This is a genomic window from Ruegeria sp. C8, from assembly GCF_056537565.1.
Genome location: NZ_JBQFRV010000018.1, coordinates 62,790 through 79,249, shown reverse-complemented (window position 1 = coordinate 79,249; position 16,460 = coordinate 62,790). Strand labels below are relative to the sequence as shown.

The following is a 16,460-nucleotide window of genomic DNA, read 5'->3' as shown; positions in this document are numbered from 1 at the left end:
CGGCCAGTTGCGTGAAGGCCGCATCGGTCGGAGCAAAGACGGTTATATCGTCGGCGTCCCGCACGAGACCGTCCAGACCGGCCGTTTGCAGCGCCATCACAAGGATGTTGAAGTCATCCGACCCGGCCGCGATGTCCACGATGTTGGGGGGAATATCGCCTGCACCAAGATCCTCATACGCCAAACCGGCCCCTTTGACATTCGACGCGTTGACAACCGTCAAAGATGTGCCTGCAGGAGGAACGTTGCCGAGAAAGGTGAAATTGTCAGGTAAAAATCCGGGTTGTTCGACTTCCACCAGCTTGTAGATCTCACCATCGTCGCCCGAAAGCTCCCACACGTTCTCGGCGTAGATCCGGCCGTTGTAACCGACGGTCTCGTCGCTATCGGCTCTGGTCAGCGTTGCGGTTTGCCCAGACAAGTCATCCCCGAATTCATTGAACCTCGCATCGCCTGAAAGGTTCTCGTCATTGTCCGAGACCGAAACTTCCACCGTCGGGCTGAGTGGCAACGTGAATTCCGCGTTCAGTTCGATGCGTCCTGACCCAAAAAAGTCTGCATTCTCAAAAGCGGTAAATTTGTAAGTCGCCATCACGTGTTCCTCCGGGTGTGTCCAAATTGCGTGTGTAATTTTCACACAGTTGACGGACGAAATGTCGCGATGCTGAAAAATGACAAGGGGAGGCGTGGAATTTTTTCACACGAAGCCATAGTGTTTCATCATGAGTGGCAAGCATTCTCTTACCAAGTCGGTTCTGTTCGAACATGCGATCAAGGCGCTATTGCGCCCTTTGACGCGTGCGCTGATTGCGCAGGGGATGACCGCACCACAGCTCTATCGCTTTGTAAAACAAAGCTATGTGGACATTGCGTTAGAAGAGCTGGGCCTCGAGGCAACGGACAGTCGGGTCAGCGTCATTACAGGTGTTCATCGTCGCGACGTCAAGGCGATGCGGGCCCATGATACGTCCGACATCAAACCGGTTCAGCGGCGCGTTTCTACTTTGGCGACTGTTGTTGGACGCTGGATGACCGATCCGAAACTCACGGATGAATCGGGCCTTCCAAGGCCGATGACTCGGGCCGAGTTTGATCAGCTGGCCGCCCAAACCAACCGCGACATTCGCCCCAGAACTATCCTAGACGAACTTCAGCGTCAGGGTCTTGTAAACGATGACGACGCTTTCCTTACGCTTAATCCCAAGGCCGTTTTCGGCCCCGAAGATCTGGATCAGAAGCTCGATTTTTTCGCCCGTAACCTTGGTGATCATATGGAGGCCGCGGTCGATAACCTTTTGGCTGAGATCCCGCCTCATTTCGAAAGGGCCGCATTCTTCAACTGCCTTGCAGAAACATCATTGGACGCGCTCGAGGCTGAGGCCCGCAAGACCGGTGCAGAGGCGCTGCGCAAAGTGGCGCAAGAGGCCGCCGCATATCAACAGGTCGACCACGAAAAAAAGTCGGCCACACACCGTTTTCGATTTGGTATTTATTTTTATCGAGAAGACGAAGAAGAGTGAGTTTACTACGATGACCAGTTGTCGCCCCAATCGCAGAACATTCATGTCTTCCGGGTTGTGTGCAACTCTGTTGCCGGGAGCAGGGTGGGCGCAGTCGACAAAGCGCGATGTAGAAGGTGGTCTTGGGGGCACTGGGATTGTTGGTGTTCTGGTGGGTTTTGGTAGTTTGATCCTGGCCGGTCAGATCGTTCAAACGGAAGAACAGACCCGCGTCGCGACGCGATTTGGACCATTGTCCGTTGATCAGTTACGTGCGGGGGACAGCCTGACAGTCGAGGCCGAGCGTTTCGCCTCGGGCAAGGTGATCGCGCGGCGAGTCGAGCTGACTTACCCGCTTGTCGGGGTGGTGACCGCGCTTGACACCCGCGAGGGCACGCTAACGGTCAACGGTGTCGCTGTTTTCGTAGAAACGCGGATCACGGGGTTTGGCATTGGGGACCGAGTGGCTGTTTCTGGTTTGTGGCGCGGGGATACTGTTGTTGCCAGTCGCATTTCCAAGGCTCCGGGCCCTTTGGATTTGGTGGCGGGAACGGTTGGTAGTGGCTATGTCTCGGGTGTGCAGCTTTCCAGCGGGGCAACCACACTGGGGCAAAGCGGGCGGTTTGCGACGGTTCTTGGACGCTTTGACACGACGAAGGGCGCGATGGACGTGCAGAAAATTGAATTTGACCGCTTTACCGGCGCTGCGGGGCCGCTCAAATCACTGTCCGTCGAAGGCTGGTTGGAACCAACCAGTGCGGCTCCCGGTTTTCGGATCGCCGGATTGGGGCACAGTTTTGCAAGAAACCTGAACCTTGCGCCGTTTCAAGACCAGCGGGTTTTGTTCAGTGGTCCCTATACGGGCCGTTTCGCAGCAAATTCGGCGTTGGTACTTCCGGACAACCCCGGCGCGCGGAGGCGGCTGCTTTTAGAAACAAGCCTGTGAATTGGACTGGGCGTCTGACACTGCCTGCTTCTCTGACTTCGCCATCGGTGCGGTGCTGTCAGACGAATTCGAACCAGTCTCAGTTTGCCGCGGAAACCGCGAACCTATCCAGAACAAAGTTGACGCCACTCGGCAAGAGCGGCGGTGCGTGTCAGCTTGAAGGTGTCTCGGCTGGCCAGCGATCTTTCCTGATTGAAGTGGTTGTAGAAAGACGAGTGGACGGAGGTGAATTTCTGTAATATTCGCATGCGCCTGAAACGCTGCATCGCGCGTTCGCGTCGTCGAAACGGCAGCTGCGAATTCTCAGCGCGGTTGTTGAGCCACCTGCCCGTCTGTCGTTTTTCCAGTGCACCCAGTTCTCCGAGCGCGGCTCTGTATGAGGCGAAACGATCCATGACGACGGTTTCCGCTTTGCCGTGTCGCTTCATTAACTTCTTGAGGAATTTCAACGCGGCCTGCTTGTTTCGGCGTTTGGTGACAACGGCTTCCAGTACCTTGCCTTCGTGATCAACTGCCCGCCAAAGATAGTGCCGCTTGCCATTCACCTTCACGAAAACCTCGTCAACGTGCCACTTCCATTTGGAGAAGGCGCGCAGTTACTGAACACGCTTCCGTCGGATCTCAGCTGCAAACATTGGACCAAACCTGTTCCACCAGTATCGGACGGTTTCGTGGCTCACGTCGATGCCTCGCTCGTGCAACAGATCTTCGACATTCCGAAGCGAGAGCGGGAAACGGATAAACAGCATCACCGCCAAGCGGAAAACCTCGGGACTGGTTTTGAAGTACTGCAATGGCGATTGTTTAATCATGCGCGAAGGCTATGAGAGCACCCTGCCCCGCTCAAGCAGAGTTCTTCTGACAAGACCAGCGCTAAGGCGAGTTTTTCTGGCAAGTCGCTACCAGTTATTCATCTTTTTCATAAACTATAAATGGCGTTCTCTTAGCGACTTTGTCGTAAAGAACTCGACCGGGATAGTTAAATTCTTGAGTTGTCCAGTAGGTGGTTGGAACACCGTCCTGCTTGGCGATCTGGAAGACAGTTTCGATTAGAGCTCGACCAACACCTTTTCCTCTAACCTGCTGATCAGCGAAGAGATCCATCAAATAACACGTATCCTCCACCGACCACATGAACCTATGGTAAAGATAGTGCGCCAATCCGACCGGTTTTCCGTCCAACTCAGCGATCAGACAGTTGTATTCGCCTACATCCGTTGACAACAATCTCTTGAACGAAACCTCGTAGACTTCTTCTGAAACAGAGGTCTCGTAGAAATCCAAATATGCCGCCCATAAGCGGCGCCAATCTTCGTTGTCTTTCAATTCAAGCGGACGGATAATTAAGCCTTCCGGCATGGGTGATTTCTCCTGCTTTCCCTTGAGTGCGTACAACCGAGATCGCCCAGCGAAGTCAAATCGGCTGCTGCTCGACATCCAGACGATCATGTCTAAGTGGAATGTCCTCATCCACTGCTTCGTCCAATTCCTGGGCGTATCGATGACCTGAATAAACCGCTGCTGCAATAATCGCCGGCGCGTCGCAATCTCCTATGCGACGAAGGCTGAACGGCAAGTCCTCAGAACTCACCCTCCCCAGCAATCCCCTGTAGAGACCATCATTTGCCTTCCGAGCAGTAACCATCACTATGTTGCCAACCGGAACATTCAAATTTGGACCGCCATAGGCGCACTCCAACTCTGCGATTTCGCCATCAAATTGTTTAAGCGACTTTGACGGCAGGATCTCGACCCCTAAGCGAAGCAAATGCGTTCGTATGCGCCAACGTTCGGACGTATTTCCTGCCCAGTCAGAAACACTGTCAGACGGTGTGACCAGCGTGACGGCATGTCCCTGCTTTATGATTTTTTCAGCAATAACACTGGCCATGTAGTAGCCATCACCATCAAAAACGAGCGTTGGTCCATCGGGAATTTTCCCATCCATGATGTCATCGGGAGTAAAGACACGACCTAAGGCTGACCCTTTTGCGACCGGGGCGAAACGTTCTTCGTCAAAATACTCCTTTCGCCAAGTCGCGCCGGTTGCAATCGCAACGTGGTCAGCATCGACGGCCAAGATATCGTCAACTGTCAGCGGGCTTTCACGGTAGATTTCAACGTTGGGCATCTCCATCAATTGCTGCTCGCGATAATCTTTGACGCGAATGTACTCGCTCATTCCAGGCAGAGCCGCTTCGCGCGAGACCCTGCCACCCAACTCACGATTAGCTTCCGCCAATTGGACATCATACCCACGCACGCCAAGTGCCCGTGCCGCTTCCAGTCCAGCAGCGCCTGCCCCGACAATCAAGACGCGCGCATCTGAGGATTTCTTACGAATGATTTCAGGGTGCCAGCCTTTGCGCCACTCCTCTCCCATTGTTGGGTTCTGAGTGCATCTAATAGGTACCCCTATCGAGTCACTGGCGTAACAAACATTGCATCCGATACACTCGCGGATCGCGGACAAGCGTCCTTCCTCAATCTTCTTTGGAAGGTATGGATCAGAAATCGACGGGCGCGCTGCCCCGATGAAATCGGTTACGCCCCGCCTGACTTGCGAGACCATGGTATCCGGTGACGTGAAGCGACCAACGGTCACGACAGGCTTATCCGTTACCGACTTGACCCAAAGCATGTAGGGTTCAAGAGCTGCTTCTTTGGTAAAACGGGAGACACCCATCTCAACCGAATAATCTGCGATGTTGATATCCCACAAATCCGGCAGGTCAGAGAGCATCTCAAACATCTCTCGTCGTTCACCATAGATTGGCTGGCCATCCTCGCCGATCTCTTCGTCAGCCGAGAACCGAACGGCCACGGCGCACCGGTCGCCAACGGCGTCCTTGGTTTCCTGAATCAATTCTCGTGTGAGACGCACCCTATTTTCTAAGTTGCCACCATATTCGTCACCGCGCGTGTTCACGCGCGGATGCAAAAAATTCGAGATCAGGTATCCGTGCGTTGCATAAACATAGACAACGTCAAATCCAGCGTCTCTTGCCCTCAAAGCGGCCTTTCGATGCCAACGGCGTAGATCCCGGATGTCCTGCTTGTCCATGGCGCGGGTCTGAAATGGATGCCCTTTTGTGTTTGGCCGGCTGTCCACATCCATGCTCGGCAACCGGGAGAACAAGTTGTTCGAGTTGGCGCCTCCGTACCATAGTTCAGCACCTGCAAGGCTGCCGTATTCGTGCACCGCGTCCGTCATCAGTGCGTGCGCCCGAACATCACTGTCATCCCAAAGCGACGCGTAGGGATGCGGAAGGTCGTCGGATGATGGGTGGATCGAGTTGTATTCAGTGCATATGACGCCCCACCCTCCTTGCGCCTTCACTTTACGCATAGCAGCAAGCGTACGTGGGTATTGCCAACCCATACCTGTACAGTGTGGCACCTGATAAAACCGGTTTGGCGCAGTAACTGGCCCGATTTGGACTGGTTCGAAAAGGATGTCGTAGCGAGAGTCCCTGTCCATTTATTTGTCCTTATTTAGCTGCGCCATGCGCCGGCTGATCTTGTCTGGAATTTCCGGTCTGAGAGCCATTCTGCTTCAATCACCGTTGTTGAACGCGTGCATTTGAAAGTGATCCGGGTAGACCTTGGCAAGAAAGGCGGCGATGTGATCCCGGGCGACAGAACGCTGAAAATTCTCGGGATAGGTCAAAAGTTCCAACCAGATTCCGTCGTAAAGAGCTTCCAAAATATTGGCGACTTGCCTTGGCGGCATGTCTTCATACCCACCGTCTTCAGCAATCTCTGAACACAGTCTCAGTGCTACGTCGTACCGCTCCTGATCGATGTCATTGATCAGACTGCGATAGACTTCGCGCCGTCCTGCCTCTCCAAAAAACGCAAACCAAACAGCTAGCTTTTTTGGCGTGCAAATCTGAGGGTGAAAGTGCGCATCGACGATCGCCAACAATTTTTCAGGCGCTGACAGTCCTGCATTGCCAAAGGCTTCCAACCACTGTTCGTGGTGTTCCTTTGCTAGAAACAGCAACGTTTCTTCCAGCAAGTTCTGCTTACTTTTGAAGTGAAAGTTGACGATGCCAAGTGACAAACCGGCAATCTCGGTCACTGTGGACATGGTCGTTCCACCAATTCCGTTTTCGGCAATCGAGTCGATTGTCGCATCGATCAGTTGTTGACGCCTCACTTCCTTGGACTCGGTACGCCGCCGTCCCTCAGGGTTTGTCTTTTCGATTGGCGATTGTCTCACCCGAATGCATCCCACCTACTAAAGCACTTCATCGGTCTTGCCTGCCCCCAACAGCCGTTCTCACTCAGCGTGTGGACAATTGACATCTATGCATAGATGCCATTGATTGAACAATCATTCAATGGAAAAGGGAAAATGATGTGGAAACATCCGGACGTACGCAATCTGAGATCTAGAGTTCCGACCAAAAAGTGAAAACCGGATCGTGCACCAAAGAGATAACCCTGCGATGCAAAGCTCCCAAAGGCTCAACGCGGCCTTCAATGGCGGCCCAAGCCGCGTCTGCCTGCGATTGATCCCTGAACTCTATAACAGCCATAAGCGTATGGTTGCGCAGCTCGTCGGTATCGTAACCACTTGCGGGGATGCGCCTGCACAAAGGCGTACTTTCGGCGGCAAGGTCCGTCTTGATCAAGTGTTCGACAAACGCGTTCCACGCCTGCTCGAATGCATCGAGCTCGACGGTTGGTTTCAATTCGAATTGGTTCAAAAGTCTTGGCATTCGTCACATACTGTCCGGCAAGTATCACGAGCCAAACCTACGCAGTTCCCCCCACAAGGCAAGCGCGAGGCCACTAGATGATCCGAAACGAAAACCCAGTCATTGCGAATAGCCTGTGGTCAGCAACAGCAGGCTATTCATCAGAATGTCCGCAACTGGTTGGCGAACAGCACTCTGACGTGACCGTAATTGGCGCCGGGTTCACCGGGCTTTCGGCAGCACTTCACCTGGCCGAGAAAGGCGTCAAACCTGTTGTCATCGATGCGCATCATCCGGGCTGGGGAGCTTCTGGACGCAATGGCGGTCAAATCAATGTAGGCCTAAAGGACGGACCGACGGGCATCAAAACCAAATTTGGTGACCTCTGGGGGACTAGAATGATCCGAATGGCCGGTGAAGCCGCCAATCTTGTGTTCGACTTAATCGCTCGGCACGGGATTGAGTGCGACGCAAATCGTCCAGGCTGGCTGCGCGCGGCGCATACTCACAAAACACTCAGTGAACTACACAAACTAGCCGAGGATTGGGACAACCACGGCGGTGGCATGATGCGGCTTGATCAAAGCGAAATGCAGCGACTGACCGGGACCGAAGCTTACCTTGGCGGCGTTCTGGATCGCCGCGGCGGTGTTTTGCACCCGCTAAATTATGCACTTGGGCTGGCCGAAGCTGGTCGCCGCAACGGCGTGCAAATCTTCGGTGGAACGCCCGCCAATCAGATTTTGTCAGAGGCCGGTCGCTTTCGGATTGAAACTCCCAAAGGAGCTGTCATCTCAGAAAAAGTGCTGATCTGCACGAACGCCTATTCTGGAGATCTGTATCCGCGGTTGGCTAAATCAGTTTTGCCCGTTCGCTCGGTTCAAGTAGCCACGTCGCCCCTTTCCGACAATGTCCGCCAGTCAATTCTGCCAGAAGGCAACGCTTTGTCAGACGCACGACGCCTGCTTCTATACTTCAGGCAAGACGCGGAAGGTCGCTTTCTGATGGGAGGACGCGGCACATACAACGACAATTCCACTCTCAAACAAATTGAGCGGTTGAAACGCATTTCTGTTGAACTTTTCCCCCAATTATCTGGAGTTCAGTGGGAATACGAGTGGGGCGGCTTTGTTGCATTGACGAGAGATCACTATCCACACCTGCATGAGCTCACTCCGGGGGTTATGACAGGATTAGGATATAATGGGCGCGGCGTCGCCATCGCTACGGCAATGGGGCGCGTCCTCGCCAAATGGGCGACTGGAACCAAATCAGACGAGCTGGAATTTCCTGTCACCGCCCTCAGACCACTGCCTTTCTCCTTTGCGAAAGAGACTCTGGTCGAAGCAGAAATCCTACGCTTGAAACTCTTAGACAAGTTGGGCCTTTAGAAGGCCAGCAAACAGCGCCGCCTAGCGGTTTTGGGAGAAGAAGCGATAGGTCAACGCGATAGCGGCCAATGAGAGACCTGAGCCGTATCCGATCCAAACGCCGTTGGGTCCCAGTCCAAGCCAAAAGCCCAGCGCATATCCAAGCGGCAAAGCAAAGACCCAATAGGCAATCAGGGTAATGGCGACAGGAACATGATTGTCCATCATGCCCCGAAATGCGCCTAGCATTGTCCCTTGCACACCATCTGCAATCTGCATTGCTGCAATCACAAGGAACATCGATATCGCGAGAGAAACGACCTCTTGGTCATCTGACAGGCTATTTGCCAAAGGGGCACGTCCAAACAAAATTCCAGTGACGACCACGGTCATCCAACCAACAACAACCAACAACGAAGCCAACACAATCGGCTTGAGCCTGTCTTTTTCATCGGCACCAATTGCTTGAGCTACGCGTATAGAAATCGCAATCGAAACGCCTAATGGCACCATGTAAATGACGTCGCTGACTGCCGAAACGATTTGATGGGCGGCGAGCGCGGCGGCGCTGAACCAACCAAGCATAAGGCCGGCAACTGCGTAAGCGGCCCCCTCCCCCAAATAGCCAACGGAGATAATGAAACCTTCTTTGAGCTGCGCTTTGACCTCGGACCTGTCGAAACTCGCGGCTCTCAGAAGGCCTCTCTTTCTTTTCCATACTCGTATGATCACGAGCGCCATTATCAACGGCATTATCTGAGACAACAGACTTGCAATCCCGGCGCCAACAAGACCCAGACCTGGCCAGAAACCAACTCCGTGGATCAAAACATAGTTCGAAGGGATGTTGAAACCGACCGCAAGAAACGCAAGACCAACCCCAATCCAGGGACGGTTCATGGCGTCAAAAAGAGCCTTCAGAGTATAGAAAATCGTAAAGGGCACCAAAAGAAGGCTCATCGCGATCCAGTACCCGCCTATTAGACTGACCACTTCAGGCGGCTGCCCAATCCAAGAGAGAGCAGGCTTAAGGCAGATCATTGCAACAGCGCCAACTGACCCCACGACTAGGGAAACAAAAACCCCGGCGTTTGTTGCTGCTGCCAGCCCTTGGTCACTTGTTTTCCCAAAAGCTTCTGCCATGCGCACACCAATTGCAGACACAAAGCCGTAGAGCGCTGAATAGAAAATGATCAGCACCGAGGCCGTAATTGAGACCGCCGCCAGAGGAAGTGTGCCCAACGGGGCCACCATCACTGTGTCGACGACACCAATCAAAGCAGTAGCAGCAAGAGAAATGACTATCGGAAAAGCAAGCCGCGCAAGGTAACGCGCCTCTTTTAAGATGGCGCCCCAGGATGGCCGAGGCCGCTGCGATATCCGCACTCGCGTCATATTGTGGGGCCTTTCAGTCGAAATTGACTAAGCCGAATCTCCAAGTAATTCTGGAACCAAACGAACAAGGCATCCCCAGGCAGCTTGCTCCGCCTGCTTTCGGCTCAGGCCTTCCGGAGCGAGATGCAATCGTTGCCAATAGCCATCCGTCAATGTCTCCATCCATTCAGCCATTTGATCTGCTGAAATAGCGTCGTCTGCTGAGAGCAGTTCATTCCAGATCAATCTCAAGGTCTCTCTTCGACGTGTCTCAAAATGCTCGGCAACTTCATCATACTGCAGTTGAAATCGAAGCTCGCCCCAAAATGCATACCAAAGGGGTAAGACATCCGGACCACACGCATCAGGGTGGAAGTCAGCTTTTATCAAAGCCCTTATCCTTTCGGCGGGCTTGTCCCCTGCTCGCTTTAAAGAAGCTGTCCAGTGCTCTTCGTAACGCTGGTACAGGTCACGCAGAGTTTCGGTCAGAAGACCTAGCTTTGACTTGAAGTAAAACGCTGCGACACCCTGAGAAAGCTCCGCCTCAGACGCGACTGTTGCAAGCGTCGTTTTTGCCAATCCATGGGTCAATATTGAGCGGCAAGCTGCGTCCAGCAGCTGCCGGCGACGACGATCTGCGTTCTCCTTCCTCTCTTTGCGAGGACGTTTCCGCTCAGCTTCGACCAATTGTCGCTCCTCCTACGAATGCAGCCATCTACAGCGCGCAAAAAAGATGCGTCAATAGCTTGAAATTTATTTGAGCGCTCAAATAAACTTTACGAACGCGCAGACGATCTGTAAACGGGAGAGAAGGGGATGGAGAAATTTGACGGTTGAGAACAGATACGACGTGATTGTGGCCGGTGCTGGTCACAACGGATTGACTACCGCCGCCTATTTGGCGCGCGCTGGCATGCGTGTTTTGGTGGTCGAAAAAAACGACTGGATCGGTGGCGCGGCAGTCAGCCGGTCGCTACACGAGGGTTGGACATACTCGAACTGCTCATACGTATGCTCTCTTCTGCGGCGCGAGATTGTCAGGGACCTCGAGCTACCAAAATACGGACTTCAGGTTATTCCTTATGAAGGCGGCGCGAGCTTTACGCGCGATGGGGATTACTTCGCCTACTATTCCGATCACAACGCACTGAAGCGCGAGATGGCACGTCATTCTGAAAAAGATGCCGACGCATACCGCCGCTATTCGCAAGCCATTATGCGGCAATGCCGTTTTATCCGTCCGTTTTTACTTCGGGACGCACCGGACCCCGCCTCTCTCCATCCGCGCGATCTCGGCGAACTGGCATACCTCGTAAAAAAAGCACATGGGTTGGGTAGTCGGGAGCTCGGTGAAACGCTGAAATTCTGGACAATGTCCATTGGTGACTTCCTGGATGAACACTTCGAAAACGACCTGATCAAGGCCCATTTGGCAGGCTCAGGTATAATCGGAACCGGCCTCGGAGTGTACTCGCCCGGAACGGCCTACGTACTTCTTCATCACTACATGGGTGATATTGATGGCGGCATCGGCGCCTGGGGTTTCGCGCGCGGTGGGATGGGCGCGATTTCGAATGCGATTGCTGCCTCATTCAAAGAGCACGGAGGTACGATTCACACAGGTTCAGGGATTGAGAAAATCCTCAGCAAAGATGGACGCGTTGAAGGCGTAGCTCTCGAGGACGGCAAGATTTTTTATGCCCCTGTCGTTGCCTCAAATATGGATATCAAACGCACTGTTCTGCACCATATTGACGCGGCCGAGTTGCCGGATGACTTCACCAAGGCGGTGCGGAACTTCAAAATTCGCGGATCTTCGGCGAAACTCAACATAGCCCTTGATCGCTTTCCAAATTTCCCTGCAGCGCCCGATCACACCAGCTTCCTCAGGGGTGATTTGCATGCGTCGCAGAGCCTCTTTGAACTTGAAAGGGCATATGACGATTGGAAAGTAGGGCGCTGGTCGGAAAAGCCTTATATCGACATGCTCATCCCAAGCCAGATTGATCCGACTATGGCGCCGACAGGTGCCCACATGATGACGGTTTTCGTCCAATATGCGCCTTATGATCTGGAAGTCGACGGCGTTAGATCTGCCGAGAATTGGGACGACAAACAGCGCAACGCGCTGGCAGAAACTGTACTCGACCAGATGTCTGTGGCGTGTCCCGACATTCGCGAGCGCGTTGTTCATATGGAAGTTCGTTCACCATTGGAAATTGAGCGCGAGGTCGGTTTGACAGAGGGCAACATTTTCCAAGGCGAACTAACTTTTGATCAGCTTTTCTTCAATCGGCCAGTCCCGGGTTGGTCTCAGTACTGTCTACCTATCAAGGGGCTTTATCTGTGCGGTTCGTCTGCCCATCCAGGCGGAGGGGTTATGGGGGCCCCAGGCGCAAACGCTGCCCGCGCTATTCTCAGGAAAGAAACACGGCATGGCCGAATGAAGGGGTATGCCGCATGAACCAATTTGATGCGATTGTCATTGGCGGCGGTGTAAACGGCCTGATCGCCGGAACACTCCTTGGTCGACGCGGCAAGAATGTCTGTATCATTGAGAAATCCGACAGGTTCGGCGGCATGGCGTCTTATTCTGTGGACGGCGGTCCGACCCTTGCACATTCGCTATACAACCTGAGCCCGCGGGCATTGGGTGACATCGGCATAGATCTTCAACACCCTGTCCTGTCCGGCAAACCCGTCTACACGGTCTCTCTGTCTCAGGATGGGCGGCACATCGTCTTCAAGAACGACGGCGTGTATTGGAGCGACGGGACGAAACATCCGGAATCAGATGCCTGGTCTGATCTGACACACCAGTTGATTACGTATGGAGACCTTTTGCGCCAACTCGCCGAGGCTCCACCTCCCGGGGGGCAAAAGGCCATCCTTTCCCGGGGTGCCCTCAACGAGTTTTTGCGTCTGGCAAAACTGGGCATAGGCCTGAAAAAGCTGGGCAAATCTGAAATGCGGCGTTTCCTGCAGGTCGTCTTATCTAATGTCCACGACATTATCCTAGATGACCTGTCGGAAGGACCGGTGGCTGGAATGCTTGCTGCTGATGCAATCTGGGGGACAGCCACCGGTCCAAGATCTCCGGGCACTGTGTTCAATCTGATCTATCGTTTGGGTCACGGAGGGACCATCACTCAACCAGCAGGCGGGATGTGCGCGTTAACCGATTTGATGGTGGAAGCTGCGCAAAAGGCAGGTTGCCTGCTGATGCCGGACACTGAAGTATCCCGCATTCTGTTGGACAACGATGCCGTCTCCGGAGTGGAAACCACCGATGGACGAACCATTACCGCGCCTAATGTGCTCAGCAGCCTTGCCCCGAAACTAACAAGCCGAATGACCGGTCCCTCTGCCTTTGACATCGAAACGATGCGGCGAGTGCGAAATATACGGGCGCGTGGAACAACGGCTAAGGTCAATCTAAGGCTCAAGGATAGCTCCGCCCTGCCCAGCCTGAGTGACGAATTGGTAAACGAACGTCTGATCTGTGCTCCTTCTGTGGAATACGTCGAAGCTGCGTTCAATCCGGCTAAGTATGGTCAAATGTCCAAAGCACCTGTGATTGAAGCTTTCAAAATGCAGACAGCCGACGGAGCAAGCTGGCTATCAACCATAGTGCAATATGCGCCATCTGACCTTGAAGGCGGCTGGACTGAGACTGCTAAGGAACAGCTTGCGGAAATTACAGTCGAAACTCTTAGCCGCGCACTGCCCGGCTTGGGTGATCAAATTGCAGGTAAGCAGGTCATAACACCGGATCAAATCCAAGGCGCAACCGGCGCGCCCGGCGGGCACTGGCACCATGCAGAAATGTCTTTGGACCAGCTCCTGACACTTCGGCCCGCGAACGGGATGTCCAGATACTCCATGGGGCCGAAAGGGCTGTTCCAATGCGGTGCAGCAACGCATCCCGGTGGCGATGTCATGGGGCTCGCTGGTCGCAATGCGGCCTTGGCGGCGCTGGAGGCTCAGCCATGAGCATCTTTACCGATCCAAAACTTGGTTTGATACCCGGGCCGTTTCACAAAAAACTCGAAGAGCAAAATCGCGCACAAAATTGGTACGATTGGGCCGGCTATGCTGCCCCGGGTCTGCTGGACAGCGTCGAGTTCGAGTACTTCGCGCTGCGAAATCAGGCATCCCTTTTCGACATATCACCAATGCATAAATACCGATTGACCGGGCCGGATGCGACCGCGATGCTCAATCGCCTCGTGACACGGGACGTCCGAAAAATCAGCGTTGGTCGCGTGGGGTACGCGGTCTGGTGTGATGAAGAGGGTATGGTCATCGATGACGGGACTCTTTTCCATCTTGGCGACAACGATTGGCGCCTTTGTTGTCAGGAACAAATGCTGACATGGTTACTCGACGCTGCATGGGGTTTTGACGTTTCAGTCGTCGACGAAACTCATAGTGTTGCTGGACTTTCGCTGCAGGGGCCGACCTCTTATGCGGTTTTGGAAGCCGCTGGTTTAGATGTCAGCAAGCTGAAGCCGTTCGATCTCGCTCAAATTGACCACAGTCTCATGATCTCGCGGACGGGTTATACCGGTGACTTAGGTTACGAGCTCTGGTGCGACTGGGACAAGGCAGAAGCGCTTTGGGACAGAATTTGGAAAGGTGGCGCACATCAGGGACTGCGCGCCATTGGATACGAAGCTGTAAACTTGGCCCGCATCGAAGCCGGTTTTCTGACCGCAGGTGTGGATTTTCAACCGGTTCATGCGACCGAACGGTTGCATCGAGGCCAAACACCATTCGAAATTGGTCTGGGTCGGCTCGTCGACTTCAACAAAGGTCATTTCAATGGCCGGCGAGAGCTGCTGTCCAAGCGAGAGAAACCAAGAAGCCTCCTCATGCGTTTCGATGTCGAAGGATTCAAACCCTCGGAAGGGTCGTTGATCTACAATCGACGCAAAAAAGAAGTTGGGCACATAACATCCGGAATTTGGTCGCCGACCGCAAAACGCAACATCGCGTTGGCCCATGTCCGTATGCCGGATGCTGGCCGGTCATCTGGCCTAAAGGCCGAGATCTACACTCTGCAAGAAGGCAAATGGCTCACCAGGATGGCGCGCCTCACTCCTGTCACCAAAGCCTTTTTCGCACCGCCCCGCGCACGAGCTACGCCACCGGCCCGCACCTAAAGGAGAAGCAGACGTGAACACCCTAGGCAATACACCAACCGACGGCGACCTAGTCGCTTGGGATCGCGACCATCACCTACATCCTTGGGCCGGAACCGACGGCTTTGGGTCCGACGAGTACATGCGGGTAAATACAGCGGATGGTATCTACCTCTGGGACGCTGCCGGGAAGCGATATATTGATGGCCCTGGCGGAATGTGGTGCACACAGATCGGGTACGGGCGTCGAGAGATGGCCGATACCATTTCCCAACAGGTTATGAAGATGCCCTACGCGTCGCCGTGGTCGTTTACGACCGAACCTGCGGCCGTTTTGGCGCGAATGATCGCGGAACGTACACCAGGCGATCTGAACACGGTGCACTTCACGACCGGTGGGTCTACGGCCGTTGACACCGCACTGCGGACCGCACTTTTCATGAACAAACGGCTTGGCCGACCAGGGAAGAGGATCGTGATCGGCCGGGAAAAAGGCTACCACGGATCTACCTTTCTCGCTGCGACTGTCACTGGAAAAGAACGTTTCGAAACGAGCTTTGAGAAAGCTCAGGATCTGGTGCGTTTCCTTCCAGACGTGAATCCCTACCACCGGCCAGAAGGCATGAGTGTTGATGCCTGGTGCGACGCCAAAGTTGCTGACCTTGAGAGCCTGATTGCTGAGGTAGGCGCTGACCGTGTTGCCGCCTTTATCGCGGAACCGATCCTGTGTTCCGGCGGTGTTATCGTTCCGCCTCCGGGTTACCACAAGCGCACGCTCGAAATTTGCCGGGCAAACGACATTTTGTACATTTCGGATGAAGTCGTAACCGGCTTTGGCAGGCTGGGCCAGTGGTTCGCCTCAGAAGACGTTTTTGGCATCGTCCCTGACATTATTACATGCGCAAAAGGTTTAACCTCCGGCTATCTGCCGCTGGGCGCCTGCGTAATCTCGGACGCAGTAATGAAACGAATTTCCGAAGCACCGGGCGATGATGTTTTCTATAATGGTTATACCTATTCAGGGCACCCGGTGAGTTGCGCGGCCGCAATCAAAAACATCGAAATCATGGAGCGCGAGGATATTCTGGGACACGTTCAACGCGTCACACCCCAGTTCCAGGAACGCTTACATCAAATAAAGGAAAAATTTCCGATTGTTGGAGATGTGCGCGGTGACGGGCTTCTTGGATGTATAGAATGCCGCCCTGGACTGAACGCCGAGAGTTACGAAGCGCATGTTAAGTTCGGGCAGAAACTGGACGATGCGTGCGAGGAGATGGGATTGCTATTGCGCCCATTTGGAAACATGGCCGTGTTCTCGCCCCCTCTGATCATAACTCCGTCGCAGATAGACAACATGTTCGACATTATGGAAGCCGGGATGGAGCGGGTCAGCAAGGATTACGGCGCATAACGGTCAT

The 16,460-nt window shown here is 54.0% G+C and carries 14 protein-coding genes and 1 pseudogene; 7 read left to right on the top strand and 8 right to left on the bottom strand.

Annotated features, from left to right (window positions below; translation table 11 throughout):
* The coding region (locus ACR0KL_RS19495) for a fasciclin domain-containing protein (RefSeq protein WP_480777404.1) at positions 1 to 592 on the bottom strand (592 nt) is incomplete at its 3' end.
* A gap of 130 nt (positions 593 to 722) precedes the next feature.
* On the opposite strand from ACR0KL_RS19495, the gene ACR0KL_RS19490 reads away from it, so the two are divergent.
* Together ACR0KL_RS19490 and ACR0KL_RS19485 are read left to right on the top strand one after the other, a co-directional pair.
* A complete protein-coding gene (locus ACR0KL_RS19490; RefSeq protein ID WP_480554651.1) occupies positions 723 to 1,520 on the top strand; it encodes a DUF6502 family protein in 798 nt (265 codons plus the stop codon).
* Between the two features lie 43 nt (positions 1,521 to 1,563).
* A complete protein-coding gene (locus ACR0KL_RS19485; RefSeq protein ID WP_170681690.1) occupies positions 1,564 to 2,445 on the top strand; it encodes a DUF5666 domain-containing protein in 882 nt (293 codons plus the stop codon).
* 104 nt (positions 2,446 to 2,549) lie between these two features.
* Here ACR0KL_RS19485 and ACR0KL_RS19480 read toward each other — a convergent pair.
* From ACR0KL_RS19480 to ACR0KL_RS19460, 5 genes and pseudogenes are all read right to left on the bottom strand, one after another.
* Positions 2,550 to 3,257: pseudogene (locus tag ACR0KL_RS19480) on the bottom strand (IS6 family transposase).
* Between the two features lie 94 nt (positions 3,258 to 3,351).
* Positions 3,352 to 3,804: a GNAT family N-acetyltransferase gene (locus ACR0KL_RS19475; protein ID WP_170681722.1), complete on the bottom strand. Its 453-nt coding sequence runs from the start codon at positions 3,802 to 3,804 to the stop codon at positions 3,352 to 3,354.
* A gap of 55 nt (positions 3,805 to 3,859) precedes the next feature.
* Entirely contained in the window at positions 3,860 to 5,926 is a 2,067-nt protein-coding gene (locus tag ACR0KL_RS19470; RefSeq protein ID WP_170681688.1) for an oxidoreductase, read from the bottom strand.
* A gap of 75 nt (positions 5,927 to 6,001) precedes the next feature.
* Positions 6,002 to 6,607: a TetR/AcrR family transcriptional regulator gene (locus ACR0KL_RS19465; protein WP_367647663.1), complete on the bottom strand. Its 606-nt coding sequence runs from the start codon at positions 6,605 to 6,607 to the stop codon at positions 6,002 to 6,004.
* A gap of 235 nt (positions 6,608 to 6,842) precedes the next feature.
* Positions 6,843 to 7,172, bottom strand: a complete 330-nt coding sequence (locus tag ACR0KL_RS19460) for a DUF6614 family protein (RefSeq protein WP_170658917.1) — start codon at positions 7,170 to 7,172, stop codon at positions 6,843 to 6,845.
* 77 nt (positions 7,173 to 7,249) lie between these two features.
* Between ACR0KL_RS19460 and ACR0KL_RS19455 the strand changes: the two genes are divergently transcribed.
* Positions 7,250 to 8,542 carry an NAD(P)/FAD-dependent oxidoreductase gene (locus ACR0KL_RS19455; RefSeq protein WP_170681684.1) on the top strand — a complete coding sequence of 431 codons (1,293 nt, stop codon included), beginning with the start codon at positions 7,250 to 7,252 and terminating at the stop codon, positions 8,540 to 8,542.
* 21 nt (positions 8,543 to 8,563) lie between these two features.
* Here the strand turns inward: ACR0KL_RS19455 and ACR0KL_RS19450 are convergent, their stop codons facing one another.
* Complete coding sequence (locus ACR0KL_RS19450; protein ID WP_170681682.1) at positions 8,564 to 9,916, bottom strand: MATE family efflux transporter; 1,353 nt, start codon at positions 9,914 to 9,916, stop codon at positions 8,564 to 8,566.
* Positions 9,917 to 9,943: 27 nt separating this feature from the next.
* Positions 9,944 to 10,582, bottom strand: coding sequence for a TetR family transcriptional regulator C-terminal domain-containing protein (locus tag ACR0KL_RS19445; RefSeq protein ID WP_170681680.1), 639 nt, complete (start codon positions 10,580 to 10,582; stop codon positions 9,944 to 9,946).
* Between the two features lie 139 nt (positions 10,583 to 10,721).
* Between ACR0KL_RS19445 and ACR0KL_RS19440 the strand changes: the two genes are divergently transcribed.
* From ACR0KL_RS19440 to ACR0KL_RS19425, 4 genes are read left to right on the top strand one after another with little or no spacing between them, the layout of a single operon-like run.
* Positions 10,722 to 12,359, top strand: coding sequence for a phytoene desaturase family protein (locus tag ACR0KL_RS19440; protein WP_170681678.1), 1,638 nt, complete (start codon positions 10,722 to 10,724; stop codon positions 12,357 to 12,359).
* Positions 12,356 to 13,888, top strand: a complete 1,533-nt coding sequence (locus ACR0KL_RS19435; RefSeq protein WP_170681676.1) for a phytoene desaturase family protein — start codon at positions 12,356 to 12,358, stop codon at positions 13,886 to 13,888. Before ACR0KL_RS19440 ends, ACR0KL_RS19435 begins: the two co-directional genes overlap by 4 nt.
* The gene (locus ACR0KL_RS19430) at positions 13,885 to 15,060 is read left to right on the top strand and encodes an aminomethyl transferase family protein (RefSeq protein ID WP_170681674.1); all 1,176 of its coding nucleotides are present in this window, start codon (positions 13,885 to 13,887) and stop codon (positions 15,058 to 15,060) included. The genes ACR0KL_RS19435 and ACR0KL_RS19430 overlap by 4 nt, the downstream gene beginning before the upstream one ends.
* 13 nt (positions 15,061 to 15,073) lie before the next feature.
* The gene (locus ACR0KL_RS19425; protein ID WP_170681672.1) at positions 15,074 to 16,453 is read left to right on the top strand and encodes an aminotransferase; all 1,380 of its coding nucleotides are present in this window, start codon (positions 15,074 to 15,076) and stop codon (positions 16,451 to 16,453) included.
* Positions 16,454 to 16,460: the final 7 nt, after the last annotated feature.

Bases quoted from the DNA above. Each gene is read 5' to 3' on its own strand.
- ACR0KL_RS19470 (WP_170681688.1), bottom strand. From the start codon at position 5,926: ATGGACAGGGACTCTCGCTACGACATCCTTTTCGAACCAGTCCAAATC.
- ACR0KL_RS19485 (WP_170681690.1), top strand. From the start codon at position 1,564: ATGTCTTCCGGGTTGTGTGCAACTCTGTTGCCGGGAGCAGGGTGGGCG.
- ACR0KL_RS19460 (WP_170658917.1), bottom strand. From the start codon at position 7,172: ATGCCAAGACTTTTGAACCAATTCGAATTGAAACCAACCGTCGAGCTC.
- ACR0KL_RS19490 (WP_480554651.1), top strand. From the start codon at position 723: ATGAGTGGCAAGCATTCTCTTACCAAGTCGGTTCTGTTCGAACATGCG.
- ACR0KL_RS19435 (WP_170681676.1), top strand. From the start codon at position 12,356: ATGAACCAATTTGATGCGATTGTCATTGGCGGCGGTGTAAACGGCCTG.
- ACR0KL_RS19475 (WP_170681722.1), bottom strand. From the start codon at position 3,804: ATGCCGGAAGGCTTAATTATCCGTCCGCTTGAATTGAAAGACAACGAA.
- ACR0KL_RS19455 (WP_170681684.1), top strand. From the start codon at position 7,250: ATGATCCGAAACGAAAACCCAGTCATTGCGAATAGCCTGTGGTCAGCA.
- ACR0KL_RS19450 (WP_170681682.1), bottom strand. From the start codon at position 9,916: ATGACGCGAGTGCGGATATCGCAGCGGCCTCGGCCATCCTGGGGCGCC.
- ACR0KL_RS19430 (WP_170681674.1), top strand. From the start codon at position 13,885: ATGAGCATCTTTACCGATCCAAAACTTGGTTTGATACCCGGGCCGTTT.